The 17,763-nt window shown below is 32.5% G+C and carries 9 protein-coding genes; 1 reads left to right on the top strand and 8 read right to left on the bottom strand.

All coding sequences use genetic code 11. The annotated features are described in order from the left end of the window. Nucleotides 1–124: 124 nt before the first annotated feature. The 6 genes from LXH21_RS11465 to LXH21_RS11440 all read right to left on the bottom strand — a co-directional run bounded on the left by LXH21_RS11465 (nt 125) and on the right by LXH21_RS11440 (nt 14,407). Nucleotides 125–1,036 (bottom strand): DUF5017 domain-containing protein, encoded by a 912-nt coding sequence (locus tag LXH21_RS11465; protein WP_239865943.1) that lies wholly within the window; start codon nt 1,034–1,036, stop codon nt 125–127. Nucleotides 1,037–1,054: 18 nt separating this feature from the next. Then, a complete protein-coding gene (locus LXH21_RS11460) occupies nt 1,055–3,133 on the bottom strand; it encodes a RagB/SusD family nutrient uptake outer membrane protein (protein WP_239865940.1) in 2,079 nt (692 codons plus the stop codon). 12 nt (nt 3,134–3,145) lie between these two features. Continuing rightward, nucleotides 3,146–6,388, bottom strand: a complete 3,243-nt coding sequence (locus LXH21_RS11455) for a SusC/RagA family TonB-linked outer membrane protein (RefSeq protein ID WP_239865939.1) — start codon at nt 6,386–6,388, stop codon at nt 3,146–3,148. Between the two features lie 11 nt (nt 6,389–6,399). Continuing rightward, nucleotides 6,400–7,854: a fasciclin domain-containing protein gene (locus LXH21_RS11450; RefSeq protein WP_239865937.1), complete on the bottom strand. Its 1,455-nt coding sequence runs from the start codon at nt 7,852–7,854 to the stop codon at nt 6,400–6,402. Between the two features lie 843 nt (nt 7,855–8,697). Beyond that, nucleotides 8,698–12,894, bottom strand: coding sequence for a hybrid sensor histidine kinase/response regulator transcription factor (locus LXH21_RS11445; RefSeq protein WP_239865935.1), 4,197 nt, complete (start codon nt 12,892–12,894; stop codon nt 8,698–8,700). 517 nt (nt 12,895–13,411) lie between these two features. Beyond that, nucleotides 13,412–14,407: a substrate-binding domain-containing protein gene (locus LXH21_RS11440; protein WP_317208811.1), complete on the bottom strand. Its 996-nt coding sequence runs from the start codon at nt 14,405–14,407 to the stop codon at nt 13,412–13,414. Nucleotides 14,408–14,569: 162 nt separating this feature from the next. Between LXH21_RS11440 and LXH21_RS11435 the strand changes: the two genes are divergently transcribed. Beyond that, nucleotides 14,570–15,022, top strand: coding sequence for a YhcH/YjgK/YiaL family protein (locus tag LXH21_RS11435; protein WP_239865933.1), 453 nt, complete (start codon nt 14,570–14,572; stop codon nt 15,020–15,022). 72 nt (nt 15,023–15,094) lie between these two features. Here the strand turns inward: LXH21_RS11435 and LXH21_RS11430 are convergent, their stop codons facing one another. After that, nucleotides 15,095–16,090 (bottom strand): GntR family transcriptional regulator, encoded by a 996-nt coding sequence (locus LXH21_RS11430; protein ID WP_239865931.1) that lies wholly within the window; start codon nt 16,088–16,090, stop codon nt 15,095–15,097. 162 nt (nt 16,091–16,252) lie between these two features. After that, a complete protein-coding gene (gene galE / locus LXH21_RS11425; protein WP_239865929.1) occupies nt 16,253–17,269 on the bottom strand; it encodes a UDP-glucose 4-epimerase GalE in 1,017 nt (338 codons plus the stop codon). Nucleotides 17,270–17,763 lie beyond the last annotated feature (494 nt).

Genomic DNA, 17,763 nt, shown 5'->3' with positions numbered 1-17,763 from the left:
CGAGTGTTGAGCAGACAGCTATTACATTATTAAAGTCGAATATTGTACGGCTATAATTTTCGACAAAAAAAAAGAGGAACAAGCATAGTGCTCATTCCCCTTTGGTTTTGGTTATTATTGAAAGTTATTCTGTCACTACAATTGCAAATTCAGAAATTTTCTCTTTTCTACCTTCAGAAGTAGCATTGGCTGCTACCATGGTTGCCTTGTACGTCCCTGCTTTATTATACACATAAGAATATTCTGTTGGCGTAAATCCAGTGTTTAATGTTCTAATTGTTTCTACACCTTCTGCATCTCCAGTTGCAATTTTAAGATTGATTGCTTTAGAAATTGCCCAATCATTATCATCTTCATTACCTGCTGCCACCCCTACGTGTGTTAAGGCACTTGAACCAATACTCCAGTTAACGTCACCCCCATTTAAATCAACAGCTGTAAATGATGCGTCATAATAAGATGCTGCGTTAACATATACTTCACCATCTGCATGTTTGGTTTTAAACGAAAACAATCCCACTGTCCAAGTCTGCTGCTTTAATGTTGCTGTATTTTGACCTAGATACCTGTACGCTATAAATAAGGGTTTGCCTGGCGATTGGTAGGATGTCAAATCTACAACACCAGATACCACATTTGTTGTACTTGTTCCCAAGGCTACTTTGTTTGTAATATCTATCCAAGTTGCTTTTTCTACATTCACCTTATCGTAAAGGCTATTAAAGTCATTTGAAACTAATATACTTAAATTACTAACACCTGCTGCTCCCTGAGTTACATTACTATTAAATGAAAATTCTGCCTCTCCATTTACTTCATTTTCATAGATAGAACGTTTACTATATTCTTTTCCTAACTCTCCCGAAAAAAAGTAAGCATAATCAGATTTCCCAGTAATAGAAAATTTAACTGTGTCTCCTACTTTATAATTCAAACTACCTAAGCTAGCTTGAAAATCAGGGGTTTCTACATCGATATCACTGCAAGATGTCACAATAATACCTAAAATCATAATCGTATAAATTATCTTTTTCATCGTACTAATTTTATTTAATTATTGGAAACCAATATTTTGTTTAGAAAATCTATTATTCGAAATCTCATCTAGCGGAATAGGTAACAAATTCCATTTCTCACTAATATTTAAACCTGAGTTGGCAGCAATTACTCTAAAAGAAGAAGATGTTGGAGCCGCTATGATCATTTGAACATTATTAGGAAATCTTTCTAAACTTCCATTATTAGCTAGATCCCCCATTTCTTTAACCTTTGATACTAATAATCCCCAGCGAATTAAGTCTCTTTTTCTAACCGCTTCATAACACAATTCGCGCATGCGCTCGTCTTGTATTACTTTTTTAAATTCTTCCTTTGATGCTGTTTGAGCAGAGGATAAAATTCCAGTTACCTTAACAGCAGTAGCTTGTGCAGCAACGCCAACATAAGTAAATGCAGCACCTGTTGAAGCTGCTGTAGATGCACCTGAAGTATGCGTAGGAGCTACCGATGTCGATACTCCAGCAGTAGTCACTCTATAAAGCAAACCATTACTTGGGTTAACAACATTTGAGTTAGTGATAAAGGTTTTGTTTGCTTCCCATTGTGTACCCAAATAGATCGTACTTGGTAATGTAGCATAAGCACCAGGGTTACTCATAGTAAGAGTGGTTACAGCACCACCAACTAATGTTGTTCCTATAGTTGCTTTTTGAGTACTAGTCCCTCCTATTGTTGTAATTTCTGTAGGAGCGATAGTATAACCGCTTCCTCCAGATGTAATAGTAAGTTCTATACTATTTGTTGCCGATAAAGTCCCATAAGCTCTCGATCTAATTTGATTGACTAAATTAATCGATTCAACTGTTGGTCCATTTACCTCATTATCTGCCTCAGCATACATTAACATAACATCAGCATAACGAATGATTGGCCAGTTTTGTGACGATTGGTTATTGAAGGCAATCAATTCATTTTCTCTCTTCCATTTTCCAGGCCATCTACCCCACCAAGCGTTCCAAGCTACATCTCTTTTGATAGCATCTGTAGTCGCGTTTCCACCTGTATAACTCCAAGGAGCTAGATTGATATCTCTTCTCTTATCTGGTGATAAGTCAGTAGAAACGATAGAATTATAATACGATTGATAACTTCTATACAAGATAGCAGTACCTAAAACTTGACATAAACCTTTACCCATACTTGGTGTAATACCATTGTACTGAGGTACAAGCATTGCATTTGCATTCATCCCTTCTCTAAGATCAGAGTTAGATGGATCTGCGTGAAATTCTACTTCCCACATGCTCTCTTTGTTGGCTACATCATAAAGATCTTGAGAGTGATTGATAAATACTTGCTCATAATTTGGGTTCAATTTGTGAAATCCTGATGTTATTACTTTTTGAGCCCAAGTTTTTGCCTCAGCATACCTTTTAGTATCATTAATAGGATTACCTGCTGCATACAAACAAGCTCTTGCAAGAATCCCTTGAACTGTCGTATTGGTCACTCTACCACTCTGGTAAGGAACAATCGTAGTAGGTGTCTGTTTGCTCAATAATTGTTCTGCTGCAGTCATCTCTGCAATTACAAAATCATAAACTTCCTTTTGAGTCGTAAAAGCAATATGAGTATCGGCTGGTGTAGTAACCGAATTTGTTCTTAAGGGAACATCGCCAAAACATTGTGTTGCTATAAACAAGTAATACGCTCTTAGAAACCTGGTTTCTCCAAGAAATATATTTTTGCGTTCTGGAGTCAGATCGGGTACCTTGTCTATATTTTCTAGTAAAGTATTTGCTCTATTAATTCCAACGTAAAGTGTATTCCAAAAATTAGAAAGGTCAGTATTAGAAGGTAAAGCAGTATAGGTTCCTACAGTAGAACCTGTAACACCTGATCTATTATAAGACTCATCTGTACTTTGCGCCATAATCATCTGATAATTGGACGAGTAAAAATTGGTGCTATTCATGGGGTCATAGACACCATTTAAAAAAGTATTAAGCTCAAACTCATTATTAAAATAGGTTTCTAATGTGATACTAGTAGGCTCTGTATCCAGAAAATCGGAGCAGGAGTTAAAACTTAAAATGCTGCTTAAAGCTATTAGTGTGATTATTTTCTTTTTCATTTTGATTCGTTTTTATAATGAAATATTAAAACCTGCTGTTACTGTCAATGCTCTAGGATAGGCCGAAAAATCATAACCTGCAGTAAGCGTATTACCTTTAGTTGAATTTTCAGGATCTGTTGCTGAATAGTTGGTCCAAGTGAACAAATTTTGAGCAGAAACGTACATCCTAAGCGATTTCAATTTTAATTTAGCACTCATCTCTGGCGTAAAATTGTACCCTAACTGGATTGTTTTCAATCTAATAAAAGACGCGTCTTCAACAAAACGAGTAGAATAAACTCTAGTACCAGTAGCATTTGCTCTGTACATAGTATTACTTCTATTTTCCTCTGTCCAACGATCAGCATAAGAAGCAAACTGATTTCCGTTAAAGCCTGTTGGTGTCCCACCTTCTAGGTACAAACGGTTTGCGTTATAGGTATCATTACCATAGGACCATTGCATGAAAACATTTAAATCAAGTTGTTTGTATTTGAAGTTATTACTCATCCCCCCAATATGTACTGGAAAAGGATTACCGATAATCGTTTTATCATTATTATTTACCAAACCATCTCCATTTACATCTTTGTATTTTGGATCTCCAGGTTGAACAGTTGTAGCTGTTTGTCCAATTTCTCCACCGATTCCATAAGGTACATTTGGTTTTAGTAAATAAGAACCATTCGGTTGTATATTAAAATCCTCTACCTGATAATTTCCTTCATATACAAAGCCGTACATTGCTGTAATTGGTTTTCCTACTTGCGAAATATAACCTACAACAGTATTCATTGCATTACCTGCACCTCCTACGTTTCTTTCCAGATAATCATCTCCACCACTTAATTCCTCGATTCTATTTCTATTGAATGAGATATTGAAACTAGTGTTCCAGTTGAAATTTTTGCTTTTGATGTTTGTAGAGTTTAATGTAAACTCAAATCCTTGATTGGTAATGGTACCAATATTATTAATAATATTAGTTGGACTACCAACACTTCCTGCGAGTTTAGAATTTAATAAAAGGTCGAAAGTGGTTTTTTTATAATAATCAACCTCTACCAATAATCGATCTTTCATGAAACCAACTTCTAGACCAGCGTCAACTTGTCTAGTGCTTTCCCATTTTACATTTTCATTTCCTAAAGTGCTTATGAAATAAGTTAGGTTGGCATTACTCATATCAGACCCAAATCCGTAATACTGTGGTCTTCCACCAGCTAACTGAGAAATAAGTGATACGTAAGCGAAATCTCCAACTCTATTATTACCTACTACACCATAACTTGCTCTTAATTTTCCTGTTGAGAAGATATTTTGTTTTTTAATAAACTGCTCTTGATTAAATTTCCAGGCAAATGATCCTGCTGGAAATACACCATAGCGATTCTCTTGAGAAAATTTTGAAGAACCATCTGCACGAATCGTACCTCCAAAAATATACTTACCTCCTGCTAATTGATAACTTGCTCTCGCGGCATAAGATTGTAACCTATAAGTAGAGGTATTTGAATAAGTTTGTGAATATGTATTCAAAACTCCCCCTAATGCTGCCATACCCAAATTTTCATTTTGAACATTGTTTGCGCTATAACCGTAATTTTGTGAGCTATTTGTTTGAAAACTATATACCCCTGTTAAAGTTAGTCGGTGATTTTTATTGAAAGATTTGTCAAAAGTCAAAACATTTTCAACAGAATAATCTTTTCTATCTCCAAAACCAATACTACCATTTACTCCAAGAACTTCTCCTGATCCTCTGCGTGTTTTTGAATTGTAAAAATTTTCATTTCGCGTATTAGTGATATTAGCACCCCCTGTTATTCTGTATTTTAATGCTTTACTAAATTGATATTCTGCATATAAATTACCTGTAAAGGTGTTGTTGAATGAACCTCTGTACTCATTTTGAAAAGAAGCGACAGGATTTACTAAATCTCTAGTAAAGACACCTTCTTCAAGTGTCTCTTCGTCTATAAACTCATCGTATAAATCATCTACACTAAAAGTTGATCCACTAATAGGACGGTACCCCCAAACTTGGTACATCAAATTGAATGCAACATTGTTTCCACCATCATTATTTTGACTACGAGGTGTTTGACCAAATGATTTTGAAGCAGAATAATTAATATTTGTTCCTACTTTAAAATTATCATTCACTTGTTGGTCTAGAGTCGCTCTAGCTTGGTAACGTTGAAATCCACTATTGATGATAATTCCTTCTTGATCGGTAATAGATCCTGAAACAGAATAACGTGTATCTTTTGTACCACCAGTCATAGAAATGTAATGATTTTGAAAAGCTGCAGGTCTAAATACTTTCGTTTGAAAATCGGCCCCTTCGACTCCTCTATAAGACTCCAAAGTCTTACCATCTTTAAAGTAAGTATTAGCAGCTCTAACTGGATCAATATCAGCCTGAAGTCTTACAAATTCATAAGGATTCATCAGGTCAACCTTATTGGTTATCTGATTGATACCGTAATATTGATTATAGCTAATTGTAGGCGCTCCTACTTTACCTCTTTTGGTTGTAATTACAATTACCCCATTTGCACCTCTTGATCCATAGATAGAGGTTGCCGAAGCATCTTTAAGGATATCTATACTCTCAATTTCTGCTGGGTTAATTGCATTATTATCTGGATCTTCGATAGGAAAACCATCGATTACATATAGAGGTGAATTACTGTTATTGATAGAGTTATTTCCTCTAATCACAATATTCAATGCATCTCCAGGTTGACCATCACCCGCTATAACTTGAACTCCTGCTACCCTTCCGGCAAGTGCTTCTTCAAAAGAACGTACGGGTGCTTTTTGTAAATCAACAACATTAACGGTTCCTACAGATCCTGCTAAATCCATTTTCTTAGTTGTTCCGTAACCCGTCTGAACGATTACCTCATTAAGGTTTTGTGAATCCTCATCTAAAGTCACATTAACTGAAGATTTATTCCCCACAAGAACTTCTTTACTTACAAATCCAATAGATGTAAATTGAAGTACCGATTTATTATCAGCCTTAATACTAAATTTACCATCTATAGAGGTTGCAGCATAAACCTTTGAATTTTTAACCTTCACTCCTGCGCCCGGTACACCTTGACCAGCATTATCAACTACAATTCCTGTGATTACTCTTTCTTGTGCTGTAGCAATATTGATATTAAAAAATACCAACAAAAAGAGAACAAGCCAATTGTAATTTTTAGTGATTTTGAAAACACCACTAGTACTACTTTTTATTTTTACGTTTTTCTTCATCTTTTTATATGCTATTTAATGACTTGATTAATAATATTAAAAACACCATTAGTCCTTATTTCATCCTTTGTAGTAACAGCCCCGTATAACAAATTTAGAGGCCCTTTGGCACCAAAAACACCTAAGTCGGACGAGGTGTCAAACTCAACTGGTACACCACTGATACTCTCCACAGTGTATTTACCCACTGGATAAGAATTAGAATAGATATAGCCAGCAAAAACATGCTTGGTTAGCAATTCTGCTAAAATTTCAGGACTAGTAGCATAAATTATGTCAACTGACTCATATCCTTCATTTCTAAAAGCTTGGTTGGTAGGAGCGTATAATGTCTGCTCTCCAGATGAAGATAGCATTCCTTTAAGATCTATACCTGAGGCACTTGCTCTTTCGATTGCAGCCATCAAATAGGTCAAGTTCAAATTTGCTTGGATAGTTTCAAATAAAGTAAGCGACGTTGGAAGTGCAAAAACAGTAGTTGTCCCATTTACAAATCCATTCGACACCATTTCGTTAGCATTGTTTCTGATTAATAAACTACCATTCAACACCGTATTTGTACCTGCAACAGAATTTGCAGCATTATAGTACTTAACAGAACTGACAGTGATCTTACCTTGATTCAATGATAGTGGACTAAATAGTAAGTTATAACTAAAGTAGGCGTTCAGAATAATATGATTCCCCACTAATTCAGAGGCAATAATATTGGGATCAATAGTAGCTATTTTAGCTTCAGTGCTGTATTTACCTAATAAGAACTCTGTAATTGCAGCATTGGTTGGAGCAAATACAGTATAATTAGTTGTAGATGAAAGTTGAGCAGCATAATTTACACTTCCTAAACTAGCTCTATTAACAGCCGCTACAAATAGCGAATAATCAGCTCTTGCTGTCATCGCTTGCATAATATTCTTCGTCGTTTTTGGAACTAGTAATTTATTGATAAGTTGCACATTTCCGTTTGTAGCGAAGATATCTTTACTTAATATATCAGCTCCATTTACATAAAAATCAATTAGTGTAACGGGCTTGCCCTCTACGCTACCAGTCATTGTTCTTTTATCAAAAAACAGTTCATTATCATCCAAACTAGTAATAGATTGTGGACCTACAATAGTACTTGTTTCAAACTTATTCTCGATGATATGGTATTGTAAAACTTTTGCCAGTAACGCTGGGTCTGTAATTCTAATAGTGTTTACATTTGCAAAACCAGCATCTATAAAGGCTTGGTTAGTTGGCGCAAGTAATGTAACGTTGCTTTCGTCACTATCTAATAGGTCTTTCAAGCCTGCTCGATCTATAGCAGCTGCCAAGTAACTGTAATTACCAGTATCTTCCTTAACAATTCTATACACACTTACAGCTTTTGCTGTTTCTCGTTCCTCATCTGAACAACCTACAAGTAATAAGGCTGCTACGAGGCAAATAATTTGTTGAATTTTTAATTTTAACTTAAACATAGTGATAGGGAATAAAATTAAAAGATGATTTATTAAATAAAGCAGTTAATGCTCTGTGTGATTTTCTAGTAAATTCTAGAATTGGAGTAGTATTGCTCCGCCTAATTAAAAGACACTTTTTTTGAATAATTAAAAAAAGTGTTGTAGTCGCACTTTTCGTAAATAGTTTTCTTTTCATGGATAAATATTGGTTAGTTAATAATTGGTTTTTATTATATTTTTAAGAATAGGGATAAAGTATTCACTAAAACTCCTAGTTCTGAATTAAGTAATGACAGCTATTGGATGCCATTTTTGCAATTCCAATAATAAAGCACACATTGATTCAAAATTATATATTGTTAAATAATGTTAAAAACATATTAATACAAACATAAAAAAGTAGAGCAGTTTTGAAGATAAATCATAGTCCATAAGAAATAAATTATTGCTCATTTACTATAAATAATGAATTAGAGTACCTTATAATCAGCTAAAAGCTAATTATTTACACAAAACGAGGAGCGTTGATTTATAAGAATCGAAATTATAATCAAGTTAATGTGCTTAAATTCCAGATGGTAATAAGCTTCATTTTAACCTTAATATTTAGCCTCATTTTTAACAAGCTGTTAAAAGCTAGAATGATTAATTTTTCAAATTGATTTAATGGTATATGTGAATAGTCAACTTACCATTTACCCGCAGATAATACTTAACAGAAATTTCAAAATACCTCTTTAAGCAAAATTTAAATTAAGATTGGTATTTTATTACCTGCCAACTAATAGCAAAAAAGCCTGAATTAAACACAAGTACTATTTGTGTTTAATTCAGGCTAAAAATTTTAAAGCAGAACTACTATTAACTAATGTCTTTTTTCTCGTTATCCTCTATAAATTGACTTGGAGTTACATCAAACAATTCCTTAAACGTTTTACTGAAATAAGCAGTTGAATTAAATCCAGACATATGCGTGACTTCTTTTATCGAATAATTATTTTTTATCAATAATTCGGAAGCATAACGTAATCTAATTGTTCGAATAAAATTACTAGGATTGTTTCCTGTTAATGAATTTATTTTTCTGTAGAACTGCGATCTTCCAATACCCATATCGCTTAAAAGTTGTTCTTGCTTAAAGTCAATGTCACTTATGTTTTCTAATATTATTCTCGTTGCCTTGTCTAAAAAAGCTTGATCTAAATTATTGGTCGTAACTTCATTTGCAGGTAAAATCCCTCCAATTTCTGAAAATCTTTTTTGTAATCTTTTTTTAGACTCTAATAAGTTATTAATTCTCGCTCTCAAAACGCTTGTCACAAATGGTTTAGACAAATAACCATCGGCACCATTTTCATAACCCTCAATTCTGTCTTCTTCTAGAGTTCTAGCCGTTAATAAAATTACAGGAATATGTGAAGTATCTATATCTGTTTTAATCTGTTTACACATTTCAAACCCATCCATCTTTGGCATCATGACGTCACTTATGACAATATCTGGAAAATGTTTTTTAACCATTTCTAATCCAACCACACCGTTTACCGCTTGCTTGACATTATAATTTGCTTTCAAATCATTATACAAATGATTACGTAACTCCTTATTATCTTCAACAATTAAAATAAGTGGTAATTTGTCTGCGTTGGTATTGGTATTATTATCTGTACTAGGTGTTGGTGTGTCGTCATTTGAAATAATCATGTCATAATTGACCGCTTCTTTAGAGTTGATCAAGAATTCGTTCTTAATATTCTCTACTTTCTTGGCTTTTGATTTAATGTCTAGCGGAATTAATACTGTAAAGGTGGTACCTTGATGATGTTTACTTTTTACAAATATTTCACCTCCATGAATTTCGACTAGTGCTTTTGTAAAGTTAAGTCCAATACCCGTTCCAGACTTAGTAGCATCTAAATTATAAAATCGAGAGAAAATATTTTTCTTTTGCTCCTTACTTAAACCGACACCTGAATCCTTAACTTTAATCTCGATATAATCGACCAACTTCTTTTTCCCCATAAACGGAAATTTCGTTTTGGTAGCTTCTTTTTTAATTCGGTCAATAGACACTTCTATTTCTCCTCCCTGATTAGTAAATTTTATCGCATTTGAGAGTAAGTTGGTTATAATCTTTTCAACTTTATCAAAGTCAAAAAGACATTTTATACCCGCGGCATTACTTTTAAACGTGTAGTTGATCTCTTTTTTAACAGCCAAGTCTCTAAAAAGTGAAAAGATGTCTTCTCCAAATTTCACTATATCTCCTTTTTCTATCTGTAAGGGAGACATCCCTACATCCATCTTTCTATAATCTAGTAATTGATTGACTAAATGCAAAAGTCTTCTTGCACTTCGTTGAATGGATATTGCTGATGCTTTTATAACCTCTGGATCATTATTAACTCCTGTCAAAATTTTATCAACTGGATTTAAGATAAGTGTAAGAGGGGTTCTAAACTCATGAGATACATTTACAAAGAATTGAAATTTCATTTGCTCTAACTCATGCTTTTGATTTTCCTGCACCTTTGAGGTGTAATAATCCATAATAAACCAAAGAATAAAACCTCCAAGAATAAAATATATCAAATAGGCCCACCACGTCTTCCATAATGGCGGTAGAATTTTAATGTGCACAAATGCAGTTTCGGCTGTGTTCCACTGTTCGCTAGTAGAGGCTTTTACCTCAAAGGTATAATCTCCAGATTGTAGGTTAGAGAGATTGACAACTCGATTTGATCCTACCTTGATAAATTCATCATCAAGCCCTTTCATTCGATAAGCATATTTTACTTGCTCTGGATTGTCTAAATAAAGTGCGATAAATTCGAGAGAAATATAATTCTCATTGTAGTTAAGTTTTAATTCTTTTATCTCAGAAATACTCTTGTTCAAAAGAATTCTTCCGTTTATAGAATCTCCCGGAACAACTAATTTATTGTTTAGTTTAAATTTAGTTATTTGAGGTTCTAAGACAACCGATTTTGTAGATTTTATATCATTGGGCTGAAAGATGTTAAACCCATTAATTCCACCAATGATGATCCTACCACTTTTTGTTTTCTCAATAGACTTGCTCTGAAACTCTGTTCCTTGCAAACCATCATGTGTATTAAAGTTTTTAAATTGATGCGTTTTCGGATTCAAAAAGGACAAACCGCCTTTGGTTGTAATCCACATATTGAAATTATTATCTTCTTTAATTCCAACTACAAGGTTATTAGGCAATCCATTTTCTGAAGAATATGATTTCAATAAATTCAGATTAGAATCTAGTTTATACAATCCACTATCAGATCCTATCCAAATATTTTTATTATGATCTTCTGCGACATAGTTTACACCTTCCCCTTCAATACCGTATCCTTTTACATTTAAAAAATCAATATTCTTAGGAATGGCTCCTTTTAATTTATCTAAATTTACGATATTCAGTCCTAGCGAGGTACCTATATACAACCTGTTTTTACTATCAATAAAAGTACAAATTACAGAATTACTCGCTAGACTATTTTTTTTGCCGTAAGCACTTTTAAAATTTGTAAAGTGTTTGTTTTCTGGATTATAAACACTCAGGCCTTCTGTACGCAAACCAAACCAAATTCTTTTTTGGCTGTCTTCTATTCCTGTCCAAACAGAACTCTGACCAATTGATTTTGGATCTTGATTGTTATGTAAAAAAGTTTCGAATGTATTTTCATCAGGATTAAATTTACAAACACCACCATCTAGTGTGCATACCCAAATATTACCATCACTAGTCTCAAAAGTATAAAGAATTTTATTTGAGCTTAATCCATTTGGCTTGCTTACATAATGTTTAAAAGACTTAGTTTGTTCGTCAAAAAGATCGAGTCCTCCATTATAGGCGCTAATCCAAATTCTTCCTTTCGAATCTTGCAATACAGACTGCACTGCTTTCTGACTTAATCCGTTTGGCTCATTAGGTTGGTAATAGTAATGACCAAAAGAGTAACTAGATGGGTCTAATTTACTAACCCCTTTGTCATAGCTTCCAATCCAATAAATCCCTTTTCGGTCTTCAAAAATTTTGCTCGGCTTATTATTAGGAAGCGAGAACGGGTCTAGAAAATTATCAGTAATGTGCTTTTTAGTTTCGATTTTACCGTTCTTCTTGGTAAATAAAAACAAACCTGAAGCATCAACAGATGCCCAAAAAACACCTTTTTTATCTTGGTAAATATCTAGTATAGGACTTCTTGAATTGACAACAGATACATGACTGAAGGTATTTGCTTTTCGATTCCACACTACTAAATTAGAGAGGTCGTTACCAATCCAAAAATCGCCTTCGGCATCAATCAAAATCTTTTTGGGGATATGATTTAACTCATACGACTTACTTTTTTGAATATAAATTCTTTTAAAATTGTTAGCCTTACTGCTGTATCTATTTAAGTTATCGCCGTTTGTTGAAATCCAGATGGTATTTTCTGCATCTTTCAAAATAACATTCACAGTATTGTTATCTATAGAATTATGATTTGATTTGTTATTTGTAAAATAAGAAAACTGATAATTTTGTACATTGGGATTGTAATCACTCAATACAATTTTGATAGCGCCATTATTGGTAGCGACCCATAAAGTATTATTGATATCATCATACAATAAGTCATTGATGATTTTTTGCGAACTATATATCTGCCCAGATTGTGGCAAATTTTTAGGGTAGAGATTGATTCGGGTAAACTTATTGGTTTTTTTATTAAAGAGGTTCAATCCATTGTTGGTACCCACCCATAAATTACCTTCATTATCTTCTTCAATTACATTTATTCTGTTATTACTTAAAGATTTTGAATCTTTAAGAACCGATCTGAAAATTTCGAACTCATAACCGTTATACTTATTAAGCCCATCAATTGTTCCAAACCATAAAAAACCTTCCTTGTCTTGAAATATTTCGACACATGTACTACTTGACAATCCATTGAAGGTGTCTAAATTTTCAAATTTTAAATTATTAAATTGTCCAGTAGCTAAATTAGAGACTAAACATAAAAGGTAAATTATATAATTTCTAAAATTCATTATTTGTATAAAATTTAAACGGATTGAAATTAGTTTTTTATCATAGCTATTTACAGATAGAATTGTAATGCGAAATAATATTATATGCTATTATTGCACGATATAACTACTGTAGATTAACAATGTTTTCTCACGATTTATAGCTTTATGTTTTAAACCGAGAGATGTAAAATATAATACTATCGCTTTTTAAATAATTAAGAACAGTGAGGCTGATAATTTCATTTATAAAAATAATTAAAATATTTTGCAATAACCTGTTTCATATCCTAAAACGCAAGAGAATTATCGAATTTTTCAGTTCACATGAAAATTTCCAAATCATTGTAATTGATTATCAATCAAACAATTACCAATTTATATAATTAAGCTTGGACAAATATAACAAAAATTAAAATCCAATCGATTGTATTTTAGTTAGATTTTAATCTAATTGGAAATTAATCCTGCATATTTTTATATATCTCATAAAAAATAAGCCAATTTATTTTTTATATGAAGAGAAATTGTCCCAATGCTATTCTAAATTTTCTTTGACGATAATTTCTAGCGGCATGTATTGCGTTTGCGGGACTGGTTCTTGAAGTACTAACTGTTTATACAAAAAACCAATTGCAGTGTAACCTTGAATTTCTGGTTTTTGATGAATTAAAAAATCAATTATACCTTTCTTTAAATATTCCTTATTTAGCTCTAGTAGATCATACCCTATAATTCGAATACCTACTATATGATTTGCTTCTAAAAATTGGGCGACCATATATGCTCTTGAATTGGGCACAAAAACACTATGAATGCCTGCAAACATATTTACATTTAACAACTCTTTACCTGAATCTTTTATGGTAAGCTCTGTAAATTTAAAATGTTCTAAATTTTTATTTTTTTCGAAAAAAGAATAAAAACCTGCAATGCGTTGTAAGTAGACAGAAGTCGTTTCAATTTCTCTAGCTATTTTGACCACGAGTACTCGACGCTCACTTTTAACTGCAAAACTAATTAGTTTACCTGCAAGAACACCACTTTTAAAAGCATCTTGCCCTACATATGTGTGCGCAATTGACGTTTCAATATTGGCGTCGACCATCACGATAGGAACTTGTTTTTTTTGACATTCCTCCAGAAAAAGAACAGATTCATCATGGAATATTGGAGCAAACAAAATTCCATCAAAATTAGATTTCAGAACTTCACTCGCTTTATTCTTAAAAGAAGTTGAATCGAAATCATAAAAATAATAATCCAGCACAACGCCCAAATTACGGTATTCTTGTTCTGCTTTTTCTATACCCTTAATTTGATTGTGCCAATATTCTATAGTGTCGTATTTTGGTAAAAAAACAGCAAAAACAAACTTTTTATTAAAAGCTAAGTTGCTTGCAAAGACATTACGTTTGTAACCGTGTTCTTTTATAATTGCATTCACTTTGTCAACGTTTTCTTGAGCTACATGCCCACGTTTATGAATTATGCGATCGACTGTACCAGTAGAAACATTTGCTAATCTTGCTATTTCTTTTATTGTTATAATAATATCGAGTATTTAAAATTATTGTTAATTAATTTATAAATTGAATTCATTTTTCAAATTTAAGAATTCAAAGCGAGTAATTATCTATAATTTAGCATTTCCGTATACGAACAATTTTAAAATTTAATTTTAATAAAAATCATTATGATTATAGATAGCTTAAAAAATGCAAGCAAATATTTTCTGTTAAATCCAAACTTTGAAGCCGCTTTTGACTTCATAGCTCAAAATAACATCGCGTCATTGCCAGATGGAATGACCACAATCTCTGAAAACCTTAGAGTAATTGTAAACACTGCTCAAGCAAATAGTAATAAAGTAGAGGCTTTACAATTTTTTGAATGTCATGACAACCACATTGATATTCAAGTATGTGTACAAGGTTTAGAAACTTATGCTTGGAAACCAAGAGAAAAGTGCAACCAACCAAACGGAGAATACAATACAGAAAAAGATGTACGTTTCTGGAAGGATACTCCAGATACTTTTTTCGAATTGACCAATAATCAATTTGCAATTCTCTACCCTGAAGATTGTCACGCTTCGATGATGGGTGCCGGAGAAATTAAAAAACTAATATTCAAAGTAAAAATCTAAAGTAGCTCTAAACTAAAGATTTCCAAAATAGTTTAAGAAAGTCAATCAGAAAGAGAGTTATTGTAAACCAATTTACAATGACTCTCTTATTATAAGTTTGGTCCCTACATAATGCTGAATAGGCTCATTATTGGTTACAAAAGCTGCAGCATACATTCCTAATTCCTTAAAATCTGTCGATACTACCGAAATGCCTTTGTAAATGAATTTCTTCATTGGTGTCTCATTATAGGATAAAAATCCAACATCTTTACCCGGTTCAAAATTTTGCTCCTGACATTGCTCTAAAAATTGACCCAAAAATCGGTCACTCACACTTATATAAACTACATTTTTCTCAATTTGCCAATCTTTTATATTGGTAATTATTTTGTAATCGAAATTGAATTTATCTGCATATTTCTCAAAAAAAGTAACTGATTCAATACTGTGATTAGTAAAGCTTGGATAGACAAAATGAATTGCTGTATATTTTTTAAGTAAAGAGGATGCTTCTACCAAACAGTTGTAAAAGGCTTGACCAAAGTCTTGATAGACGAAGTTATTTTGAGGTGTCGAATAAATATTCCAATCTATCAATAACAATCTGTCAGTTGGAATAGTATTCAAAATTTCTGGAATTTTTTCATTGTCAAAAGGCATGATTATATACTTATAGTACTTGCCTAAACTGGTGTCGATAATCGTCTTAAAATTATCAATATTGTAATGATGAAATTGAACATCTGTAATAAAATTATCTGGTAAATTATTTATAAAGGAATGATATAAAACTTCTTTGTAAGCTTTAAAGGTATCCACAACAAGTAATACTCGTCGTGTTTCTCCTGTTACATAATAACCTTTACTAGGAACAGAATCAATTATATTTTGATCTTTAAGAATAAGGTATGCTTTATAGACTGTTTCGCGAGACATCTTGCTAGACTTGCTCACGCTGCTTACAGATGGCAATTCCTCTCCAATTACCAATTCATTTTTTGCAATTGCAAATTTAATTGCATCTACTAATTGTTGGTATTTTGGTACATCGGTATTTTCTTCAATCTTAAAAACCTTTTTGCTCATAATGCTTACTAAACTATCGTTATCTAAATTCGCACCTATCATTTGACACTAAAAAAGGCAATATAAGGAATTAAAAAACAAACAAAAGCTCTCTACATTATTAATGAGAGAGCTTTTTTATTCTAAAACAAGGGCACACTGATTCAGTTAAACACTGTTATATTATTTATTTCTAATCTTTGTTTCCCATTTCCATGCACTTTCAATAGCATCGTCCAAAGATGATTCTGTCTTCCATCCCAATACTTGATTTGCTTTGTCTGTACTCGCATATGCCATGGTTACATCACCCTCACGTCGTGCTACAATCTGAAATGGAAAAGGCTTATCGCTTACTTTTTCAAAACTTTTTATCACTTCAAGTACAGAGCTTCCTACTCCTGTGCCTAAATTAAATGTTTCTACTTTTTCTATATTTTTTTTATTCAGTAGACGTTGTAATGCCATAACATGTGCTTTTGCCAAATCTACAACATGAATATAATCACGAATACAAGTACCATCTGGCGTATCATAATTATCTCCATAAACCATTAACTCTTTGCGCAATCCAATACCTGTTTGCGTTATAAATGGAACTAAATTTTGAGGAACTCCGATAGGTAATTCACCAATTTCTGCAGATGGATGTGCTCCAATTGGATTAAAATAGCGCAATAAAATTGCATTTACACTACTCACCTTAGCGACATCAATTATAATTTCCTCCCCTATTTGTTTCGTATTTCCATAAGGAGACATCGCAGGTTTCACAGATGCGTTTTCATCTATTGGCATATTATCTGCTTGACCATATACAGTGCAAGAAGAACTGAAAATAAAATTAGCTTCTTCTTTCTTTTCTAATTCCTGTAACAAATAGATCAGTGATGAAATATTATTTTCATAATACAATAAAGGATTTTTCACGCTCTCTCCTACCGCCTTAGAAGCTGCAAAGTGAATAACACCATTAATGTCTGTATACTTTTCAAAAAAAACTTTTACCGAGCTTTTATCTCTTAGATCTAATTTCTCGAAAATTGGTGTCTTTCCTGTGATGGCAACAATTCCTTTAATAACATCTTCAGAAGAGTTTGATAAATTGTCAATAATCACAACTTCATAACCTTCATTTTGCAACTCTACTACTGTATGTGAACCAATAAAACCCAAACCTCCAGTTACTACTATTTTCATATTTAAAATTTATCGTTATGTTCGATTTAAAATGAATCGTTTATTTTTTTTAGATGATAACAAACTTACCACTTAATTATTAAATTTTAAAAAGAAGACAGCATAATTCAATTGGATTTAATCTTAGTATTATTAAAGACGAACATTTAAATAAACCTAAAATGGTTATTATATTTTCAATTTAGAACATTTCACTGATCAATCGCTAGATGATGATTTGAAATAATTGTTACAGCATTCGATTATAAAGTTCAAGTTATTCCTTGAGATTTATATCACTCATATACGATAAAACTTCCCCACACACCCTTGATTATATTAAGTTCATACTAAAAACCAATAAATTAATTAACATTATTTAAATTACAATAATACTAGAACAATGCATTTAAACGTTTTTATTTGTATTTTAATCTGATTTACCCTTATATTCGAACAGTGTATTAAATACTTCGATAGTTCTGCAACTTTCAAAAAAAAAGTCAAAACTTGTA

This window comes from Flavobacterium algicola, from assembly GCF_022399565.1.
In the GTDB taxonomy this organism is placed as follows: domain Bacteria; phylum Bacteroidota; class Bacteroidia; order Flavobacteriales; family Flavobacteriaceae; genus Flavobacterium; species Flavobacterium algicola.
This window is presented reverse-complemented; position numbering and strand designations above follow the sequence as displayed.

Coding starts and splice junctions, on each gene's coding strand:
- LXH21_RS11430 (WP_239865931.1), bottom strand. CDS start 16,090: ATGAGCAAAAAGGTTTTTAAGATTGAAGAAAATACCGATGTACCAAAA.
- LXH21_RS11435 (WP_239865933.1), top strand. CDS start 14,570: ATGATTATAGATAGCTTAAAAAATGCAAGCAAATATTTTCTGTTAAAT.
- LXH21_RS11460 (WP_239865940.1), bottom strand. CDS start 3,133: ATGAAAAAGAAAATAATCACACTAATAGCTTTAAGCAGCATTTTAAGT.
- LXH21_RS11450 (WP_239865937.1), bottom strand. CDS start 7,854: ATGTTTAAGTTAAAATTAAAAATTCAACAAATTATTTGCCTCGTAGCA.
- LXH21_RS11455 (WP_239865939.1), bottom strand. CDS start 6,388: ATGAAGAAAAACGTAAAAATAAAAAGTAGTACTAGTGGTGTTTTCAAA.
- galE (WP_239865929.1), bottom strand. CDS start 17,269: ATGAAAATAGTAGTAACTGGAGGTTTGGGTTTTATTGGTTCACATACA.
- LXH21_RS11445 (WP_239865935.1), bottom strand. CDS start 12,894: ATGAATTTTAGAAATTATATAATTTACCTTTTATGTTTAGTCTCTAAT.
- LXH21_RS11465 (WP_239865943.1), bottom strand. CDS start 1,036: ATGAAAAAGATAATTTATACGATTATGATTTTAGGTATTATTGTGACA.